We start from the raw sequence: 19,881 nt of genomic DNA on the forward strand, positions 1-19,881 counted from the left end.
TTTTACCAGTCCCAGATATAGGCGGAAGCGGTGGCGTTTTCAGAATGGGGAACCGGTCCTAGATCGGCGGCTACTGCCGGAGTGGCCGCAGAGACCGCCCCCAAAGCAACCAGCAGACCTGCCGCGATGCTTGCGATCTTCTTGAACATGTCATTCCCTTCACATGGCTTAGGTTCGTACAGTGACAAATCCAGCCGGGTTGCTCGCCCCCGACATGTTCAAGAGTTCCGTGCTTCTGCTGCGCCTGTCCAGCCAAACTCGTTGCAACATCCGGACATGCCATGATCGTGCCTCACGGCTTGTGCTGTCACGTTCCGGACAGGTAGTCAAAACCGCCTGCCGCCCCGGAAATCCGGGGAAAGGAGCGCCTCCCAAGGATCGTCACTCAAAGGCCGCGAGGTGATGGCATAATGTGGCCATGGCAGGAAGTGGCCGGTCATAAAGGACGCAAGATGGGCCGAAGAAGTGCTTTAGACTGGCCAAAGAGCGGCCGCACCGCACAGGAAACAGCAGGCCCTGCGTGATACGTAAATGGATCAACCGGAGGAGCGCCCTATGCTGAGCGGGACGGCATTCGAGGTCTATGAATACGCCGTGGCCCACCCCGGCTGGACCAAAGAAAGCATGTCCACGGCACTCGGCTACACCATCCGCGACCTTAACATCGCCATCGGCGAGCTGGTCAGCAGGCAATTGCTGCAGCAGCCGGCACCGAATGTCGAATGCTATGTCGCCATCTCCCCCGACGTCGCCCTGTCGCAACTGGTAGATTCCGACGAGCGGCTGCTGATCGACCTGCGCACCAAGATCAGCGGCCACCGTGCGGACATGGCGGCACTCGTGCCCACCTACCTGGCAGCCCGCAAACGGGTGTCGCTGGACTCCTCCGTGGAGGTCCTCGAAGACCCGGGGGTAATCCGCAAGCTGCTGGTGGACTATGGCCGGGACGTTTCCGAGCAGGTGCTGATCAGCCAGCCGGGCTCCGGTGCCTCCGCGGATGTCCACGAAGAGGGCATCCAAAAGGACATCGAACTCCTCAACCGCGGGGTCGTCCGCAAGAACATCAGCCACGCCAGCACCCTGGACCACGTGCCCACGCGCAAGGCGGTCGCCGCGATCTCGCCGGCCGGCGGCGAGTACCGAACCCTGCCTTACGTGCCGCTCAAGATCATGATCTTCGACCGCAACCTCGCCCTGATCGGTCGCCAACTGCATCCGGAAGACCGCGGCGCGCTGGTGGTGCGCGACTTCAACCTGATCCAGGTCTTCATCAACCTGTTCCACGTGGCCTGGGAGCTGGCCGATCCCTACGTTGTGGACGGGCAGGAAAACGGCGCCTCGGATCTCAACGGCATCCAGCACTCCATCCTCAACGCCATGGCCGCCGGGTACTCGGACGAGGTGATCGCCCGGAGGCTGGACATCAGCGTCCGCACCTGCCGACGCCACATTGCCTGGATGCTGGAGCAGCTCGGCGCGGAAAGCCGATTCCAGGCCGCGCTCAAGGCCCGGGACGCCGGCTGGCTCTAGCCCGGGCAGCACTAATAGAAAACTTCTGTTTCCTATCCCGTAACGTCCCGGGCTATCCTGTGTGAGTGACTTCACAGGATGCAGACCTTTCCGAAACCCTGCCCACCGAAACGGAAGTGGCGCTGGAACGCGCCACTGCGGCGCACCGGCACCAGCACCTGTTCTCCCAGCGCGCCGCCAACATCAAACAATCGGCCGTCCGCGACGTCTTCGACATCTCGATGCGCCCCGGGTTGGTTTCCCTGGCCGGCGGCAACCCCTACCTGCAGTCCCTGCCGCTGGAGAAGATCGCCGGCATGGCGCAGCGGCTGATCGCCGAGCATGGGATGACCGCCCTGCAATACGGCGGCGGCCAGGGTACCCAGGACCTGCGGCGAAAGATCTGCGAGGTCATGGCGCACGAAGGCATCACCGGCGTGGATCCGGAGAACGTCGTCGTCACGGCGGGTTCCCAGTCCGCACAGGACGTGGCCGCCAAAGTCTTCTGCAACCCCGGCGACGTGGTGCTGTGCGAGGATCCCACCTACGTTGGCGCGCTGAACACCTTTGAGGCCTACGAGGTCCAGGTGGAGCCGGTGTTAATGGACGAACACGGTCTCGTCCCCTCGGAACTCCAGCGCCGCATCGAAGAGCTGCAGGGCGAGGGCCGCAGCATTAAATTCCTCTACACCATCCCCAGCTTCAACAATCCCTCCGGCATCACGCTGGCCGCCGAGCGCCGGCAGCAGATCGTGGACATCTGCCGCGAGGCCGGCGTCCTGGTGCTCGAGGACAATCCCTACGGCCTGCTGCGCTTCGACGGCGAGCCCTTGCGGCCGCTGCGCGCGGACAATCCCGACGACGTGGTCTACCTGGGCTCCTTTTCCAAGATTCTGGCACCGGGCCTGCGGATCGGCTGGGCGCTGCTGCCCGACCACCTGCAGCGGAGCTTCTACCTGGCCAACGAGGCCGTCACCCTGTGCCCGCCCACCCTGAACCAGATGCTGATTTCCGCTTACCTGGAGGAACACGACTGGGTGGGGCAGATCGATACCTACCGACGGTTGTACGCCACCCGATGCGCCGCCATGTTGTCGGCGCTGGACGAATTCATGCCCGACGGGACCACCTGGACCGAACCCGACGGCGGCTTCTTCGTCTGGATCACCCTTCCGGAGGGCGTCGACACCTACCCGCTGCTCTACGACGCGATCGAGGCCGGCGTGGTCTTCATCCCGGGGGCGGCGTTCAGTCCCTCCGAGGAGCCGTCACGCCAGCTGCGGCTGGCTTTCAGCGCCGTGCCCGAAGAGGCCATTCGCGAGGGCGTGCGGCGGCTTGCGCCCGTCCTCGCAAAGGCTATGGCCGGCGCCGGTTCTTGAAATAGCGGTAGTACGCGTAGCGGCCGGCGAAATACAGGCCGATCACGATGAGGATCCGCAGGATGGGGTGCAGTCCCGGCATCAGCCAGATCATGACGTAGCTGAGCAGGAAGACGGCCGCCATGGCCCACAGGGTGCCCTTCCAGTCGATCCTGGGCACGCCTGAGTCGTTGCGCTGACCCGAGGGCCTGTTGTTACTCATGCTCCCAGTCTTTCACAGCCGGAACGCCACCCTTGGCGGTCCGTCAGGGCAGGAGGTCGTTGATCGCTGCAGAGCGGATCCCGGACGCCGTCCTCCGAGGAGACACCACCGCCGCGGTCAGGCGCAGACCAGGATGCCGTCCAGGTCGGCGTGGACCGTGGCGCCCGGCCGGAACAGCACGCCACCGATCTCGACGGGAACGTCTGCTTCCCCGCTGGCGTCCTTGGCACTCTTCCGCGGGTTGCTGCCGAGCGCCTTGACGCCGAGCGGCAGCCGCGCGAGGGCCGCCCGGTCCCGGATCGCCCCGTTGATAATTACCCCGGACCAGCCGTTGGCCACGGCGGCCGCGGCGATCATGTCCCCCATCAGGGCCGTCTCCAGCGAACCGCCGCCATCGACCACCAACACGGCGCCGTGGCCCGGGGAGTTGAGGACGGATTTCACCAGCCCGTTGTCCTGGTAACACCTGATGGTGCGGACCGGCCCGCTGAACGACGCCCGGCCGCCGAAGTTGCCGAACTGGAGCGACAGCGACGCCAGTTCGTCGCCGCGCTGGTCGTACAGGTCCGCCGTCGGGATCACTGTAGGTTCTGCCCCGTGGGTCGCTGCGCTGCCCGCTGTCTCAATCACCTGATGGTGCTCCTCCTCGCCACACCGCGATCATAACCAACCGCGGCCCGGCGGGCGTCCGCGCGCGGGACTGAGTCCCTCCGGCATGCGGCGGCGGCGCCGTTAACCCAGCATGCCGCGGCGCACCGTCAATCCAGCAGCAGCGCCGGTTCCTCCATGATCGCGGCGACGTCTGCCATGAACCTGGCGGAAAGGTCGCCGTCCACCACGCGGTGGTCGAACGATCCGCCCAGCGTGGTGATCCAGCGGGGAATGACTTCGCCGGAGACGACCCACGGTTTCTGCCGGATGGTGCCGAACGCGACGATGGCGACTTCGCCCGGGTTGATGATCGGGGTGCCGATGTCGATTCCCAGCGCGCCGATGTTGGTGATGGAGAGGGTGCCGTTCTGCATGTCGGCGGGCTTGGTCTTGCCGGCACGGGCCGTGGTCGCCAGGTCGTTGAGGGCTACCGCGAGCTCCTTGAGCGAGAGGTCCTGGGCGTCCTTGATGTTCGGAACCAGCAGGCCGCGGGGGGTGGCGGCGGCAATGCCGAGGTTCATGAAGTGCTTGACGTGGATTTCGTCGCCGGACTCCGTCTCCACCCAGCTGGCGTTGACGTTCGGGTTGCGTGCGGCGGCCCAGATGACGGCCTTGGCCAGGATGAGCAGCGGCGAGACCCTGACGCCTTCGAAGTCGCGGGACTTCTTCAGCCGCTGGACGAACTCCATGGTCCGCGAGGCATCCACATCCACGAAGATGCTCACGTGGGGGGCGCTGAAGGCCGACTCGACCATGGCCTTGGCGGTCGCCTTGCGCACGCCCCTGACCGGGACCCGCTCGATCCGGTTGTCCAGTCCCTTGCGCGGGGCCCAGAACGTCGGCGCAGCTGCCTGCTCGGCCTCGCGCTGGGCCTGGTAGCTGAGCAGATCCTGCTTGGTGACCTCGCCCCCCTTGCCCGTGGGGGTGATGTCCGCCAAGTTGATGCCAAGGTCCTTGGCGGCCTTGCGCACCGGCGGCTTGGCGAGCACCCGGGTCAGCAGCCGGGTGACGACTGCCTGGACGGCTTCGCCTCGGGCATGCCCGGCACCGACGGCGGGAGCCGCTCCGGGAACCGCGGAGTCGTCGTCGGCGGGAACCGGCGGAACGTGCTGGGCCTGGCCGTGCGGCTCGGGCAGATGGATCTCCGCGGCGGGTACGTCCCCGCCGCCGGAGCGGGCCGCGGAAGGGCGCGCCGCCGTCGTCGTAGTGGGAGGGGACGCGGAGGCGCTGCCGCGGCGCGGGCGCCGCCTGACCGGATCGGCCTTGGGGCCGGAGCCGACCAACGGCCCGCCCTCGGCGGTGGCCTCGGGCACGGGCTGGTCCGGAACGGGGGCCGCGGGGCGCACCGGAGCGGCAGGCCGCTCCGGGACGGCCGACTGCCGGGCGGCGCCTTCGGCGGCGACGGCGAAGATCGGGGTGCCGACCTCCACGGTCTGCCCCTCCGGCACGAGCAGCTCCGACACCACCCCCGCGTAGGGGCTGGGCAGCTCGACCAGTGACTTGGCCGTCTCGATCTCCACGATGACGTCGTTGACCGCCACGGTGTCCCCCGGTTTGACCTTCCAGGACACGATTTCGGCTTCGACCAGTCCCTCGCCGACATCCGGGAGGTTGAAAATCTGCGTGTTCGACATGGAAACTCCGATATCAGTAGGCGAGCGAACGGTCGAGGGCCTCGAGCAGGCGGTCGATGTCCGGCAGGTACTGTTCCTCCACCTTCGCCACCGGGTAAGGCATATGGAAGCCGCCGACCCGCAGCACCGGCGCCTCCAGGCTCAGGAAGGCGCGTTCGCCGACCCGCGCGGCGATCTCCCCGCCGATGCCGCCGAAGGTCGGGGCTTCGTGCGTGACGATCAGGCGCCCGGTCTTCTCCGCCGACGCGGTGATGGTCTCGAAGTCGATCGGCGAGATGGAGCGCAGGTCAATGACCTCCACGCTGTTGCCGTCCTCTTCCGCCGCCTTCGCCGCGGCCAGGGCGACCGGTACCAGCGGCCCGTAGGCGACGATCGTCGCGTCGGTGCCTTCGCGGACGACCTGGGCGCTGAAGGCGTCGCGGCCGGCCGATTCGGTGTCCACCTCGCCCTTGAGCCAGTAGCGGCGCTTGGGTTCGAAGATGATGACCGGGTCCTGGCTGGCCACTGCCTGCTGGGTCATCCAGTAGGCATCGTGCGGGTTCGAGGGGGTGATGATGCGCAGGCCGGGAGTATGCGCGAAGAGCGCCTCCGGGGACTCCGAGTGGTGCTCGATGGATCCGATGCCGCCGCCGTAGGGGATGCGGACGACGACGGGGGCCGACAGGAGTCCGGAGCTGCGGGTCCGGATCTTGGCCAACTGGGTGGTGATCTGGTTGAACGCCGGGAAGACGAAGCCGTCGAACTGGATCTCGCAGATCGGCCGGTAGCCGCGGAAGCACAGCCCGATGGCGGTGCCGAGGATGCCGGACTCGGCCAGCGGGGTGTCGACCACGCGGTCGGCGCCGAACTCGGCCAGGAGTCCTTCGGTGACCCTGTAGACCCCGCCGAGCTTGCCGATGTCCTCGCCCATGACCAGCGTCTTCGGATCATTGGCCAGGGCCTCGCGCAGCCCGCTGGTGATGGCCTTCGCGATCGTCATGGTGGTCATCAGCGGGCCTCCCCGGCGGCGTTGTCTTCGGTGGCGTAATCGGCGAAACCGGCCTGGTACTGCCGGTGCCATTCCAGTTCCTCGCGGACCAGCGGGTGCGGATCGGCATAGACGTTGGCGAAGTGGTCCTCGAAGTCCGGGGCCTCCATGGCCAGGACGTCGGCGCGGGTGGTTGCGGCGAGCTTGTCGCCTTCGGCGGAGACCTCGTCGAAAAATTCGTCGCCGGCAGTGTTGGTGCTGCGCAGGTACCGTTCCAGCCGGAGCAACGGGTCGCGTTCCCGCCAGCCCTCTTCCTCGGCGGCCTCACGGTATTTGGTCGGGTCGTCGGCGGTGGTGTGGGCGCTCATCCGGTACGTGAACGCCTCGATCAGCACGGGCCCGTTGCCCGAGCGGGCATGTTCAGCGGCCCAACGGGTGACCGCGTGGACGGCCACGACGTCGTTGCCGTCCACCCGGACGCCCGGGAAGCCGTAGCCGGTGGCACGGTTGGAGAGCGGAACGCGGGACTGAACTTCCGTCGGCACGGAGATGGCCCAGTGGTTGTTCTGGCAGAAGAACACCACCGGCGACTGGTTGGAGGCGGCGAACACCATTGATTCGTGGACGTCGCCTTCCGAGCTGGCCCCGTCGCCAAAGTACGCAACGGCCACGCCGTCGTCGCCGTCGCGCTGGATGCCCATGGCGTAGCCGACCGCATGCAGGGACTGGGCGGCCAGCACCAGCGTGTAGAGGTGGAAGTTCGTCTCCCGCGGGTCCCAGCCGCCCTGGCTGACGCCTCGGAAGAGCTTGAGCACGCGGGACAGGTCCAGGCCACGGGTGAGGGCGACGCCGTGCTCCCGGTAGGTCGGAAACACATAGTCCTGCGGTTGCAGCGCGCGGCCGGAGCCGATCTGTGCCGCTTCCTGCCCGAGCAGGGGTGGCCAGAGCAGCAGCTGGCCCTGCCGCTGCAGGGCGGTGGCTTCCTGGTCGAACCGGCGGACCAGCGCCATATCGCGGTACATGCCGCGAAGCGCCTCGCCGTCGAGGTGGGCTGCGTAGGGGCTGTACTTCGCATCGTCCCGGACGGTTCCGTCTGGGGCCATCAGCTGCACCAGCGCGGGCGCGTCCGAGGGGTCGCTGGATACCAGCGACTGTTCCAGTTCTTCGATGTCGAATTCCGAGGCGGGCAGGTGCTCAGCGCCCATACGAACTCCTCGCCGATCCGCTGCCCTGCGGCAGAGATCTTCGCTGTTCATATATGCCGGGCCGGGAATACATTCCTGACCCGGCATATATCTGTCGTTTATCTCGTCCTAGCCTAATGGCAGGTGCCGTGCGGACCGGTCACATTACCGTCAGGAAACGCCCGGGCCGTTTGTATAGTTCTCACAGAGCGCCAGGAAGCGGCTGTTGGCTTCGACTTCACCGATGCTGACCCGCACGCCCTCGCCCGCGAAGGCCCGCACGGACAGTGCCTGCCGGCCCGCCAGCTCCGCGAACTCCTGCGCCCGATCGCCCAGCGGCAGCCAGACGAAGTTGCCCTGCGTCTCCGGGATCTTCCAGCCGAGCATGTTCAGCCCGGCGACCACGCGGTCCCGTTCGTCGACGAGGCTTTGTACCCTTTCTACAACTTCGTCGTAGTGGCGCAGCGAGGTGATGGCCGCATGCTCGGCCAGGCTCGATACGGCGAACGGGGTGGCAGCCACGCGCAGGTGCCGGGTGATCTCCGGCTGCGAGATGGAATAGCCCACCCGGAGGCCGGCCAGACCGTGGGCCTTGGAGAAGGTCCGGAGCACCACCACATTGGGGTACTTCTTGTACATGGCCACGCCGTCCACCACCTCCGGGTCGCGGACGAACTCCGTGTAGGCCTCGTCGACGACCACGATGATGTCGTCCCGCACGCTGCGGACAAAGCCTTCCACTTCCGCCGCCGTCAGGGCCGGTCCGGTCGGGTTGTTCGGCGTGCACAGCAGGATGACCTTGGTCCGGTCGGTCACGGCATCCAACATGGCGTCCAGGTCATGCGAGCCGTCGGACCGGTTGGGAATCTGCACGCTGCGGGCACCGGAGAGGCCGACCATGATCGGGTAGGCCTCGAAGGACCGCCACGCGTAAATTACCTCGTCTTCGGTGCCGTCCTCGTGCTGTCCGGCAAACGTCTGCAGGATCTGCACCAGGGCGCCCAAGCTTCCGGCGCCGGTGACCACGTCGTCGGCCGGGACATTCAGGAACCGGCCGAGTTCGGTCCGCAGCGCGGTGCACAACGGATCGGGGTAGCGCATGATGCCCGTCGTCTGCGCGTTCACGGCTTCCAGCACGGCTGGCAACGGAGGCAGCGGGTTTTCGTTGGAGGACAATTTGTAGGATTGCAGTCCTTGGATCGCAGCCGGCGGTTTGCCGGCAGCATATTTGGGCAGCCTGTCGAGCACGGGCCGGGGGTGGATTTGGCCCGACGCACCTGCTGCCGGAACCGCAGCTTCCTTGATGGGGTTCTCAGGAGGAGTCATGCCTTAAAGGATACGTGCGCCGTTGACCGGGTTTTCCGCGCCGCTGCAGCCTGGATGTGGCAGCATACACGCATGGGAAAGTTCATTGTGCGGGTCCTCGTCAACGCGCTGGCGCTGTGGGTGGCGAGCTGGATCCTGCCCGGCCTGGCCATCGAGGCCTCCGCAGCGGCCGACGTCGCCGGCAACGAGTCCCTGGGCACGGTGCTGGCCTACCTTTTCGTCGGTCTGATCTTCGGCCTGGTCAACGCTATTGTCCGGCCCATCATTTCCTTCCTTTCGCTGCCCGTCACCATCCTGACGCTGGGCCTGTTCACCATCGTCATCAACGCGCTGATGCTGGTGCTGACGGCCTGGCTGTCCAGCTTCACGCCGGTCGAGTTCGTCGTCGATTCCTTCTTCTGGACGGCGATCCTCGGTTCGCTGATCATCAGCCTGGTCTCGCTGGTAGTGGGCACCCTGACCCGCACCCGCTGACTCGCCGCTGACTCCGGGGCGGCACCTACCCCTGCCCGCCCCCGCCTGCCGGCGGCGGCCCCTTGCGGCGGCCCGGGATGGCGGCGCGGGACGGCTTTGACCCGTCAAGCTGCGACCGGCGCAGGCTGAACAGATGCTGCCGGGCGGTGCCGCCGGCGAGCGCAGCGCCCAGGAATGCCGTCGCGTCGCGCACCGACGGATCCGGACTGGCGTCGATGTTGCGGGCCGCCCGCACGTAGTTCCCGAGGTCATGCCCGGGTCCCAGCCCGGCGCCCTCGCCCGCAGGGGTGGCCGCGGGATCGGTCAGGGTCACGGTGACCCGTTCGCGCCGGTCCGGATTCGGCCTGGCGTCGGTGCCCGGCACCCAGTCTTGGGCGTGCTCCAGGTGAACGCTCCGGACGCCCGGGCCGGGGTTGATGCCGGCCACCGGCGAGCCGGCCGTCAGGACGAAGCCCACGTTGTGATTGGCCAGGAAGGCGGGATCGGCGGCAAGGTTCATGGCATGGATGCCGCCCTGGCTGTATCCGACCAGCATCACCAAATCCTCTGCGCCGGCCCCGGCTTCCCCGAGGGCCTGCGACACGGCGGCCGAGACGAACGCGCTCCTGCCGGCGACCGCTTCGGCGATGCCGGTCTCATCGAACGGGTTGGCGGTTGCCTCGGCCAAGCCCGCGGCCTGGGTGCCCGGCAACGCGACGACCCACCGCTTCCGGCCGCCGGGGGCGGATACTTCGAGCACCTCCACGGTGCCGTCACCGGCGCCGTCCGCGCTGGCCGTCCGGTGGAGCAGCCCGGCCAGGGACGCCGGCGCGGGACCGATCTCTTCGGTCGCCGGGGCCGCGCGTGCAACCTTGATGGCGTCGGCCCGGAGCAGCCCCGCCTGCCGCGCCGCGGCGACCAGCAGCGGGGCCAGGTGTTCGGTGGCCGGGTTGTTCCACGGACCGCCCTGCCGGCCGTCCCGCAGCAGCATCCCAGCCGCCGGGCCGCCCAGCGCTCCTGTCACCGCTGCCGGGAACTGGCCGAGCAGCCGTTCGCCGCCCGCCCGGGTCGGCCGCCCCTCGTTGACGGCCATGCCGAGCGGAACCGTCGCCCACCAGGTGGCCGAGTCGACCGCCTGCAGCGCGGCGGAGACGGCCTGCTCGGTTGCCAAATAGGTCCCGTGTGCCAACCGCACCTTTCCGGCTAAAGCCCCAACGCTGTCCGCAAGGGCCGCCAACGATCCCGCGGCGGCCTGGACTGCCGTTTCGGCCGCCCACCGCTCCGGCAGCAGCGTCCAGCGCGGATCGGCCAGCAGCAGTTGCACCGACAGGAGCTCGCGCCACAGGTCGCCGATGGTGGCGGCGGCCGACTCCAGCCGGACGGCTGCCGACGCCAGCTCCTCCCACTCAAACGCGATGCCGCCGATGCCGCCGGCAACCCGATAGCCGGCGTACCGGCGGGACCCGGTGCCGCCTTCCCACCACCGGGCCCCGCCGGGCAGCCAGTCGTCGTCAGCCATCGTGCATCTCCGGCACAGGCCGTCCGGATCCCGGACGTCACGACCGGGGGCCGTACATCGCGGCCGCCGCCGTTTGGGCCGCGCCGGCAGCCGCCTCCGCCGCACCGACGGCCGCTGCCGCGAGCCTCAGCAGTTCTGCCGCCTCCGCCATCCCGGTGCGGTACTCGTACAGCCGCGCCCTGAAGGCCTTGCCGGCCGGCGAGACCCAGGCCGCGGCCGCGCCGGCCAGGTCCGCCCGCACGGACAGCAGTTCCTGCTCACAGGAAAGCAGCCGGCCGGGGGCCGGCCCCCATCCCGGGTCCGCCGAACCGCCCGGCCCGGCCTCCGCCGTCGCCGTTTGCCAAAACATCACCCTGGCCTCCTTTGCGCCTCGACTTCCTCCGAGGCTAGGGCCGCGTCGTCCGCGGGGCCTGACGCAGACCGGCTATGTGCATGAGGGAGAACGCGGCGCCGCTGTGCAGGCGAAGTCGCACGGAAAGCGGCGGCATGGGACATGAAAGAATAGGGCCATGGCTGAAACTTCCCGTGTTCCCTTGGCAGAAGTCACCCCCGCTATCGCACTCGGTCCGTTGGACGGGCGGTACCACCAGGCGGTTGCGCCGCTGGTTGACTACCTCTCCGAAGCCGCGCTGAACCGCGATCGCGTGCATGTGGAGGTGGAGTGGCTGATCCACCTGGCCAACCAGTCCGTACTGCCCGGGGCGGGACCGCTGACCGGGGAGCAGCAGTCGGCGCTGCGCAAAATCGTCACCGACTTCGACGGAAATGCCGTGCGCGAACTGGCGGAGATCGAAGCCGTCACCGTCCACGACGTGAAGGCCGTGGAGTACTTCATCGGCCGCCGACTCGGCCAGCTGGGCATCGAGAACCTCACCGCCATGGTGCACTTCGGCTGCACCTCGGAGGACATCAACAACCTCTCCTACGCGGTGGGAGTGAAGGGGGCCGTGGAACAGGTCTGGCTGCCGGCCGCCCGCGCCCTGGTCGAGCAGTTCACGGCCATGGCCCGCGAGCACCGCGACGTGCCGATGCTCTCGCGCACCCACGGACAGCCCGCCACGCCGACCACCCTCGGCAAGGAGCTGGCGGTCATCGCCCACCGCCTCACCCGCCAGCTGGACCGGATCGCCCGCACCGAGTACCTGGGCAAGATCAATGGAGCCACCGGCACGTATGCGGCGCACTACGCTTCGGTTCCCTCGGCGGACTGGCAGGCCGTTTCGAAGACCTTCGTCGAGGGACTGGGCCTGACCTGGAACCCGCTGACCACCCAGATCGAGTCGCATGACTGGCAGGCCGAGCTCTACTCCGACATCGCCCGCTTCAACCGGATCCTGCACAACGCCTGCACGGACATCTGGAGCTACATCTCCATCGGCTATTTCGCGCAGATCCCCGTCGAAGGTGCCACCGGCTCGTCCACGATGCCGCACAAGGTTAACCCGATCCGCTTCGAAAACGCCGAGGCGAACCTGGAGATCTCCAACGGCCTGCTGGACACCCTGGCGGCCACCCTGGTCACCTCCCGCTGGCAGCGCGACCTCACCGACTCGTCCTCGCAGCGGAACATCGGCGTCGCCTTCGGGCACTCGCTGCTGGCCATCTCCAACGTTGCCAAGGGCCTGGACCGGCTCAGCGTGCCCGCCGAGGTGCTGGCGGTGGACCTGGACCAGAACTGGGAGGTGCTCGGCGAGGCTATCCAAATGGTCATGCGCGCCGAGGCCATCGCCGGGGTCGAAGGCATGGAGAACCCGTACGAGCGGTTGAAGGAGCTCACCCGCGGCCACCGCGTTGACGCCGAGCGCATGAAGGAGTTTGTCTCAGGCCTCGGACTGTCCCCGGACGCCGAGAACCGCCTGCTCGCGCTCACCCCGGCCAACTACAACGGCATCGCCGGCAAGCTGGTGGACCACCTGCGCTGACCCTCCCCTGGTTCTTCCGACGACGGCGGCGGTCGCCTTCCGCAGGGGAGGCCACCGCCGTCGTCGTCTGCAGGACCATGGCCGATAGCCCGAGCAGTGACCCCACTCACCAAATTCGTCGTTTGGTCATGGGTGGGTCTAGAGTCATTACTACGCCGCGGGGTGGAGCAGTTCGGTAGCTCGCCGGGCTCATAACCCGGAGGTCGTAGGTTCAAATCCTACCCCCGCAACGAATGAAGGCCCTCTGACTAGGGATTATCCCGGTCAGAGGGCCTTTCTTATTGGCTGGATCCAGTACTCCGCTGCAACTGCACTCGCGGCCGCTATGCAGGGGCCAGTGCTTGCTGGGTCAGTGTTGCAGCCGCATCCGCTGCAGGATGGTCGCGGAGATTTCCTCCACGGACATGAATGCGGAGTTCACGTACGGGATCCCATTGACGGCATACATGTCCTCGGCGCTGCGCAGCTCGAAGCTGCATTGGGCCAGCGAGGCGTAGGTGCTGTCCGGCCGGCGCTCCTGGCGGATTTGGCTTAGCCGGATCGGCAGCGAGGTCAGCCCAAAGCATCTGCGCACGAAGGGCCGCAACGGCTCCGGCAGCGAGCGGCGGGCGAAGTCCTCCTCGATCAGCGGGAAGTTGGCGGCCAAAATGCCGTGCTGCAGCGCCAGGTACATCGTCGTCGGGGTCTTGCCGCAGCGCGAGGGCGCGATCAGGATCAGTTCCGCCCGTTCCAGAGCGCGGATGGACTGCCCGTCGTCGTGCTCGATGGCGTATTCGACGGCGGTCATGCGTGATTGATAGCGGATGGCGTCGCCGACGCCGTGCGCCCGGCCCGGCTCGCCGGTGGCGGAGGCCTGCAGGGCTTGCTCGAGCTGGCCGATGTGGGCACCGAACAGGTCCACGAAGTGTCCCTTGCTCCCGGCCAGGATCGCGCGGATGTCGCTGCCGACGGCGGTGGAGAAGACGATCGGCCGCTGCCCGGCCGCGGCGAGGCTGTCGATGATGGTGACGACCTCGCGCGCCTGTTCCTCCGTCCCGATGAAGGGAATGGTGCGCCGCTCCAGCCGCGGCCCGGGGAACTGGGTCAGCAGCGTGTTGCCCAGCGTCTCGGCCGTGATGCCGGTGCTGTCGGAGAGGAAGAACACCACGGGGCCGGGGCTGTGGCCCGCCCGCGTGGTGTTCCGGGGAAGGTTTCCGCTCACCGTGCGGTTCCGGGCACGCTCATCCCCGGACTGCGGTCTCACGACCGCGGGCCAGGCGCAGCCAGGTGTCGGTTACGGCGTCCGGGTTCAGCGAGATCGAGCTGATGCCCTGTGCCAGCAGCCATTCGGCGAAGTCCGGGTGGTCGCTGGGGCCCTGGCCGCAAATGCCGACGTACTTGCCGCGGGCGCGGCAGGCGCCGATCGCCATCTCCAGGAGCTTGGTGACCGCCGGGTTGCGTTCGTCGAATCCCCCGGAGACCAGGGCCGAGTCCCGGTCCAAACCCAGAGTGAGCTGGGTCAGGTCGTTGGATCCGATGGAGAAGCCGTCGAAGTACTCCAGGAACTCACCGGCCAGCAGGGCGTTGGCCGGCAGTTCGCACATCATCACGATTTCCAGCCCGTCCTCGCCGCGGACCAGCCCGTTGACGGCCAGCAGCTCGGCCACCCCGCGGGCCTCGTCCAGGGTGCGCACGAAGGGGACCATAACCTTGATGTTGGACAGGCCCATCTGCGTGCGCGCCAGCTTCAGGGCCTCGCACTCGAGTTCGAACGCCTGGCGGAACGAGTCCGAGAGATACCGGGAGGCGCCGCGGAAGCCGATCATCGGGTTCTCTTCCTCGGGCTCGAAGGCCGGGCCGCCGAGCAAGTTGGCGTACTCATTGGACTTGAAGTCCGAGAGCCGAATGATCACCGGTTCAGGGGCGAAGGCGGCCGCGATCGTGGCGATGCCCTCGGCCAGCCGGCGGACGTAGTAATCCCGGGGCCCGTCGTAGGCGGCGATTTTCTCCTGGATTTGCTGCACGGTGTAGTCGGACAGCGCGGCGGGGCGCTCGATTTCCCCGGCCAGGGCCAGCAGGGCGTTGGGGTGGATGCCGATCTGGCGGTTGATGATGAATTCCAGCCGGGCCAGGCCCACGCCGCGATGCGGCAGCCGGGAGAAGCTGAAAGCCTGTTCGGGGGTGCCGACGTTCATCATGATCTTCACCGGTGCTTCCGGCATCGTGTCGAGGGCGGTCTCCTCCAAGGTGTAGTCCAGCAGCCCGGCGTAGACCAGACCTGTCTCGCCTTCGGCGCAGGAAACGGTCACCGGGGTGCCCTCGGTGAGCACCTGGGTGGCGTTGCCGGTGCCGACAACGGCCGGGATGCCCAGCTCGCGGGCGATGATGGCCGCGTGACAGGTGCGCCCACCGCGGTCAGTGACGATGGCGGCGGCCTTCTTCATGATCGGTTCCCAGTCCGGGTCGGTCATGTTCGCCACCAAGACGTCGCCGGGCTGGAAGGAGGACATCTGGTCGATCGAGGTCAGCACGCGCACCTGGCCGGCGCCGATGCGCTGGCCGATGGCCCGGCCCTCGGCCAGCACCGCGGAGCGCTCCTTGAGCGTGAAGCGCGAGAGGGTGCCGGCCGCCTTGCGGGACTCGACGGTTTCGGGGCGGGCCTGCAGGATGTACAGCTGGCCGTCGGTGCCGTCCTTGCCCCATTCGATGTCCATCGGGCGGCCGTAGTGGGCCTCGATGGCCACCGCGTGCCGGGCCAGCTGCTCCACCTCGGCATCCGTGAGACTGAAGCGCCCCCGCTGCGAAACCGGCACCGGGGCGAACTCGATGGTGCGGCCGGGCTCGGCCGATGCCGCGTAGGTCATCTGCACGGCCTTCTCGCCCAAGCCGCGCTTGAGGATCGCCGGCCGGCCGGCGGCCAAGGCGGGCTTGTAGACGTAGAACTCGTCGGGGTTCACCGCACCCTGGACCACGGCCTCGCCCAGGCCGTAGGAGGAGGTAATGAAGACCGCGTCGCGGAAGCCGGACTCGGTGTCCATGGTGAACATGACCCCGGAGGAGCCGACGTCGGAGCGAACCATGCGCTGGATGCCCGCCGAAAGGGCCACCTCGGAGTGGGTGAACCCGTGGTGGACCCGGTAGGCGATCGCGCGGTCGTTATAGAGCGAGGCGAAGACGTCCCGGATGGCGGCCAACACGTTCCCGATGCCGCGCACGTTCAGGAACGTTTCCTGCTGGCCGGCAAAGGAAGCGTCGGGCAGGTCCTCGGCGGTGGCACTGGAGCGCACGGCCCAGGACACGTCCTCGCCGTGGCTGCCGGCCAGCTGCGTATAGGCGGCGCGGATCTGCTCCTCGAAACCGGCCGGGAACGGTGCCTGGCGGATCATCTCCCGAATCCTTGCTCCGGCGGCACCCAAGGCCGTCACGTCGTCGCTGTCCAGGCCCACGAGGACGGTCTCGATACCGGCTTCCAGGCCGGATTCGCGCAGGAAGCGGCGGTAGGCGTCGGCGGTGGTGGCGAAGCCATCCGGGACCTTTACTCCGGCCGCTGCCAGGTTTCCGATCATCTCGCCCAGTGAGGCGTTCTTGCCCCCGACCTGGTCAAGGTCGGACAGGCCAACTTCGGAAAACCACAGAACGTTAGTCATGGATGCTGCTCCTTTTGGGCCATGCGCTCCAAGGCGCTGTGGGTAAAAGAGGTGATGCCCAAGGCTGTCCGGAGGAGCTCCCGGACACAAGCGGTTGTGACACACGCAACAGTTCTGAAGGTCACGAAAGGTCACCGAATGGACGCGCTGCCCGCGGGCCGCCGCATCAGCGCCGGACAAACCGGCGCACCTGGAGCTGCCACCAAGGTGCGCGCCTACCCGCCCTGGTTCGCCTTTCGCTCGCGCTCCTCGTAGGCCTCCTCGCCCGGGCCGGTGAACGCCTGGTTGCGCTCCACGGCGTCGATGGAGCCGGTGAACAGCTGAGAGTCGCCCGCGCCGGTCATCACCGCGGCCGCGGGACGGCGGCGGCCGCCGGCGGGGGCCTCGCCGCTCTCCGCCGGGCCGACGGCTTCCCACCGCTGCCGGGGCAGCGCCTGCGGGTATTCGCGCTGCAGGAAGGTAACCATGGATTCCCGCACCAGGCAGCGAAGGTCGAACAGTGTGCCGCTGTCCCCGGCACTGACCAGGATGCGCACGCGGACCAGCGAGTTGACGGCGTCGGTGACCTGCAGGATGGCGGTGCGTCCGTCCCAGATCTCGGCCGCCTCCACCACGGCCTTGAGGTGCGCGCGCAGCTCGTCCAGGGGAACCCGCCAATCCACGTCCAGCTCCACCGTTCCCAGCAGGGCGGCGGTCCGGCGGGTCCAGTTCTCGAAGGGCGTGCTGGTGAAGTACGTAGAGGGCAAGATCAGGCGCCGGTCGTCCCAGATGTGGACCACCACGTAGGTCATCGTGATCTCCTCCACGGTGCCCCATTGGTTCTCGACCACCACGACGTCATCCACCCGGATGGCATCCGTGAAGGCCAGCTGCATGCCGGCAAAGACGTTGGTCAGGGAGCTTTGCACCGCGAGGCCGGCGACGACGGACAGGACGCCGGCGGAGGCCAGGATACCGGCACCGAGGGCCCGGACCTGGGGAATGGTCAACAGCACGCACGCAACCGCGATCGTCACGATCAGCGCCACCGCCACGCGGCGCCCCAGGATCACCTGCGTCTTAAGCCTGCGCAGCCGGCGGTTGTCCTTGGTGTCCGTGCGGTACTTGGCCAGGATGGCCGCCTCAATGACCAGCAGTACGACGACGGCGAACCAGGCCACCGCAGCTATGAGCACCACGATCAGGACGAAGTCCACGGCGGTATGCCACGGCTCATCGGCGGACGTGATACGCAGGCCCACCCGGATTCCGATGACGGCCAGCGCCACCCGGAAGGGGCTGCGCCCGCGGGCCGAGACATCCCGGATGTTGGGCACACGCCGGAACAGCTGGTTCACTGCAACCCGCAGGAGCGCGGTGATCACCAGTGCTGCGGCAACGGCGATCAGCACTACTGTCGCCGGCTGGATCAGGTAGAGATAATCATCCATATTTTCGATGGTGCAGATCCGGCGCGGAGCCTGTCCAATCGAGCTGCGCGACCCTTCATACTGGTGCTGGAGTGCTTGGAGTTTTCTGCCCAGGACCGCGCGGCCCCAGCCCCAACGAAAAACAGTTCGGTTAGCCGAACCGAACGGCTTTTGCTAGGTTGGTTTCATGTCAGATTTTTCTAGCGGCAATGAGACCGGCGGCGAGCAGCCCACACCGGGGGTGCAGGTCCGCCACGGCTTCGCCTTGCTGCTCCAATGGGCCAGCAGGAAAAAGATCCGCCGATACGTCTTCGGCCCCGAAGCCGAGGACCTCTCGCCCACAGACACGGCACTGCTGGAATACCTGACCAGGAGCGGCCCGATGCGGCTATCCGACCTGGCCGCGCAGTGGGGAGTGAACAAATCCACCATGACCCCGCAGATCCGCCGCCTCGAAGCCAGGGAACTGATCGACCGCAGGCCGGACCCCGCCGACCGCCGGGCAACCCTCCTACAGACATCCGCCGTCGGGCTCAAACTGCAACAGCAGATCGGCGCCGCGGGCGCGGCAGCGTTCGATGAAATACTCTCCAGCTGGTCATCGGAAGACAGGGAGATTCTCGGCGCCATGCTGGTCCGTTTCGCCAACGAACTTTCCGCCGCCACGCCCCGGCTCTTCCAAAACACCGCGTCAGCCACCGACATTCCTCCGGCCCACGACCCGGAAAGAACCCCCAACCCCTAAACAACCCCCGGGGCGAGATTTCCGCGACGTCTTCCACTCGCGTCGGGGAGGTGTCCCGTGCTCTCAAACTGCTGTCCTCACCGGAGGGCACTGCCGTGCCTTTCGGCACCGCACCTAAATCGCTCCCATGAACTTTGTGAAGGTTGACTGAATGCGTGAAAGCAACGACATACAAGAAACGGTGCCGTCCAGCGACGCGCTCAGGCGCCACGCCCCACTGATCGCGGCCGAAGCCCTCTTCGCACTCTCCGCACTCAGCGCGCTCATCCGCGGCGAGCCCACGGCAGCCGTCATCCCCGTCGCACTGCTACTGGCCTCGTTCCCGGTTCTGCTCGTGGAGCGGTGGGCGCACGTTGAGATCCCCGCACGCCTACAGGCGCTGTACGCGGTGCTGTTGCTCGGCGGCCCGTACCTGGGAAGCCAACTCGGTTTCTACGCCACATGGACACCGTGGGACACGGTCGTGCACTTCTACTCCGGATTCGTCGTCGCGCTCGGGATCGTTTTTGCCCTGGGCACCACCGGCCGCCGCTACGGGTTCTCGACGCCGCCCTGGCTCGCGGCGGTGATGATCGTCGCGTTCAGCGGTTTCGTCGCCCTGCTGTGGGAGATCGCGGAGTTCGCCTCCGATGCCGTGCTCGGCACCGAAGCCCAGATCACCAACTTCGACACCATGACGGACCTGATCGCCGGAACCGCGTCGGCGATCATCGTGGCGGCCACGCGGATCCTCGTCCGGCACAAGGGATGGTTCCCCTCCGCCGAGGTCCTGACGCAGGGCCCACCACCTCGGCAGGTACCCAGTGCGCACACCCCGGCCGCGGGGCACCCTCGGAGTGCTCCGGTAACCGAAGGCGCCATGCGATAAGACCCGAACCACCGGGCCGATATGGCCCGGCCGCCGTCGCACTTGAATCACAGGTTGCCCCGGAGCGTGCGGTGACGTCGCTCACCAAATTCGCCGTTTGGCCACTTGGGGGTCTACAGTCAGAGACGCCGCAGGGTGGAGCAGTTCGGCAGCTCGCCGGGTTCACAACCCGGAGGTCGTAGGTTCAAATCCTACCCCCGCAACTACTAGTGGGACCCTTGCCTGTTTCAGGCCGGGGTCCCACTTTTTTGGCCTACTCCCCTGCCGGAGCGCAGCCCGGAACCAGCCGGCAGCGCCCGAAGACGGACCCGAACGACCACGGGCAGCAGCCCGGCCGCCGACCAATGGCGGGCAGCAGCGCGCGGCCAGGAGCACCGCATGGCGGAGCCGCACCGCGGGTTTGTCCCAGCGGCGTCCGGGCGGGGAGACGGAGGCGGGGCCCGGAAAAATTGCTCCCCCGCAGGTGGGCACGGACAGGCTTGGGAGG

At 67.6% G+C, this 19,881-nt stretch carries 18 protein-coding genes and 2 tRNA genes; 8 read left to right on the forward strand and 12 right to left on the reverse strand.

Annotated features, from left to right (window positions below; genetic code table 11):
• Positions 1-2: 2 nt before the first annotated feature.
• Positions 3-149 (reverse strand): hypothetical protein, encoded by a 147-nt coding sequence (locus AC5RWG_RS09345; protein ID WP_493979969.1) that lies wholly within the window; start codon positions 147-149, stop codon positions 3-5.
• A 406-nt stretch (positions 150-555) separates the two neighbouring features.
• Here AC5RWG_RS09345 and AC5RWG_RS09350 point away from each other — a divergent pair, with 406 nt between their 5' ends.
• Positions 556-1,530 (forward strand): helix-turn-helix transcriptional regulator, encoded by a 975-nt coding sequence (locus tag AC5RWG_RS09350; protein ID WP_494074597.1) that lies wholly within the window; start codon positions 556-558, stop codon positions 1,528-1,530.
• A gap of 65 nt (positions 1,531-1,595) precedes the next feature.
• Positions 1,596-2,888, forward strand: coding sequence for an aminotransferase-like domain-containing protein (locus AC5RWG_RS09355; RefSeq protein ID WP_494074596.1), 1,293 nt, complete (start codon positions 1,596-1,598; stop codon positions 2,886-2,888).
• Here the strand turns inward: AC5RWG_RS09355 and AC5RWG_RS09360 are convergent.
• The 6 genes from AC5RWG_RS09360 to AC5RWG_RS09385 form a co-directional block, all read right to left on the reverse strand.
• Complete coding sequence (locus tag AC5RWG_RS09360) at positions 2,866-3,090, reverse strand: hypothetical protein (RefSeq protein ID WP_494000977.1); 225 nt, start codon at positions 3,088-3,090, stop codon at positions 2,866-2,868. The genes AC5RWG_RS09355 and AC5RWG_RS09360 overlap by 23 nt on opposite strands.
• A 117-nt stretch (positions 3,091-3,207) precedes the next feature.
• A complete protein-coding gene (gene rraA, locus AC5RWG_RS09365; protein ID WP_494074595.1) occupies positions 3,208-3,720 on the reverse strand; it encodes a ribonuclease E activity regulator RraA in 513 nt (170 codons plus the stop codon).
• A gap of 128 nt (positions 3,721-3,848) precedes the next feature.
• Entirely contained in the window at positions 3,849-5,375 is a 1,527-nt protein-coding gene (locus AC5RWG_RS09370) for a dihydrolipoamide acetyltransferase family protein (protein WP_494074594.1), read from the reverse strand.
• A 13-nt stretch (positions 5,376-5,388) separates the two neighbouring features.
• Complete coding sequence (locus AC5RWG_RS09375; RefSeq protein ID WP_494074593.1) at positions 5,389-6,363, reverse strand: alpha-ketoacid dehydrogenase subunit beta; 975 nt, start codon at positions 6,361-6,363, stop codon at positions 5,389-5,391.
• Complete coding sequence (pdhA, locus tag AC5RWG_RS09380; RefSeq protein WP_494025108.1) at positions 6,363-7,547, reverse strand: pyruvate dehydrogenase (acetyl-transferring) E1 component subunit alpha; 1,185 nt, start codon at positions 7,545-7,547, stop codon at positions 6,363-6,365. Before pdhA ends, AC5RWG_RS09375 begins: the two co-directional genes overlap by 1 nt.
• Positions 7,548-7,697: 150 nt before the next feature.
• Positions 7,698-8,852: a histidinol-phosphate transaminase gene (locus AC5RWG_RS09385; RefSeq protein ID WP_494074592.1), complete on the reverse strand. Its 1,155-nt coding sequence runs from the start codon at positions 8,850-8,852 to the stop codon at positions 7,698-7,700.
• A gap of 72 nt (positions 8,853-8,924) precedes the next feature.
• Here AC5RWG_RS09385 and AC5RWG_RS09390 point away from each other — a divergent pair, with 72 nt between their 5' ends.
• On the forward strand, positions 8,925-9,326 hold the full coding sequence (locus AC5RWG_RS09390; protein ID WP_494000983.1) for a phage holin family protein: 402 nt from the start codon (positions 8,925-8,927) through the stop codon (positions 9,324-9,326).
• Between the two features lie 25 nt (positions 9,327-9,351).
• Here AC5RWG_RS09390 and AC5RWG_RS09395 read toward each other — a convergent pair whose 3' ends face one another.
• On the reverse strand, positions 9,352-10,824 hold the full coding sequence (locus AC5RWG_RS09395) for a hypothetical protein (protein ID WP_494074591.1): 1,473 nt from the start codon (positions 10,822-10,824) through the stop codon (positions 9,352-9,354).
• 37 nt (positions 10,825-10,861) lie between these two features.
• Positions 10,862-11,173, reverse strand: coding sequence for a hypothetical protein (locus AC5RWG_RS09400; RefSeq protein WP_494157873.1), 312 nt, complete (start codon positions 11,171-11,173; stop codon positions 10,862-10,864).
• Positions 11,174-11,333: 160 nt separating this feature from the next.
• Between AC5RWG_RS09400 and purB the strand changes: the two genes are divergently transcribed.
• Positions 11,334-12,746, forward strand: coding sequence for an adenylosuccinate lyase (gene purB / locus AC5RWG_RS09405; RefSeq protein WP_494074589.1), 1,413 nt, complete (start codon positions 11,334-11,336; stop codon positions 12,744-12,746).
• 156 nt (positions 12,747-12,902) lie between these two features.
• Positions 12,903-12,976 (forward strand) — tRNA-Met (locus AC5RWG_RS09410).
• Positions 12,977-13,095: 119 nt separating this feature from the next.
• Here the strand turns inward: AC5RWG_RS09410 and AC5RWG_RS09415 are convergent.
• From AC5RWG_RS09415 to AC5RWG_RS09425, 3 genes are all read right to left on the reverse strand, one after another.
• Positions 13,096-13,947 carry a pyruvate, water dikinase regulatory protein gene (locus tag AC5RWG_RS09415; RefSeq protein ID WP_494074588.1) on the reverse strand — a complete coding sequence of 284 codons (852 nt, stop codon included), beginning with the start codon at positions 13,945-13,947 and terminating at the stop codon, positions 13,096-13,098.
• Positions 13,948-13,966: 19 nt separating this feature from the next.
• Positions 13,967-16,372 (reverse strand): phosphoenolpyruvate synthase, encoded by a 2,406-nt coding sequence (ppsA, locus tag AC5RWG_RS09420; RefSeq protein ID WP_494074587.1) that lies wholly within the window; start codon positions 16,370-16,372, stop codon positions 13,967-13,969.
• Positions 16,373-16,587: 215 nt separating this feature from the next.
• Positions 16,588-17,802, reverse strand: coding sequence for a mechanosensitive ion channel family protein (locus AC5RWG_RS09425; RefSeq protein WP_494074586.1), 1,215 nt, complete (start codon positions 17,800-17,802; stop codon positions 16,588-16,590).
• A gap of 166 nt (positions 17,803-17,968) precedes the next feature.
• On the opposite strand from AC5RWG_RS09425, the gene AC5RWG_RS09430 reads away from it, so the two are divergent.
• The 3 genes from AC5RWG_RS09430 to AC5RWG_RS09440 all read left to right on the forward strand — a co-directional run bounded on the left by AC5RWG_RS09430 (position 17,969) and on the right by AC5RWG_RS09440 (position 19,597).
• Positions 17,969-18,526, forward strand: coding sequence for a MarR family winged helix-turn-helix transcriptional regulator (locus AC5RWG_RS09430; RefSeq protein WP_494074585.1), 558 nt, complete (start codon positions 17,969-17,971; stop codon positions 18,524-18,526).
• Positions 18,527-18,677: 151 nt separating this feature from the next.
• A complete protein-coding gene (locus AC5RWG_RS09435; protein ID WP_494074584.1) occupies positions 18,678-19,394 on the forward strand; it encodes a DUF2238 domain-containing protein in 717 nt (238 codons plus the stop codon).
• A gap of 129 nt (positions 19,395-19,523) precedes the next feature.
• Positions 19,524-19,597: transfer RNA gene (locus AC5RWG_RS09440), tRNA-Val, on the forward strand.
• Positions 19,598-19,881: the final 284 nt, after the last annotated feature.

The organism is Arthrobacter sp. Y3221160 (genome assembly GCF_059092585.1).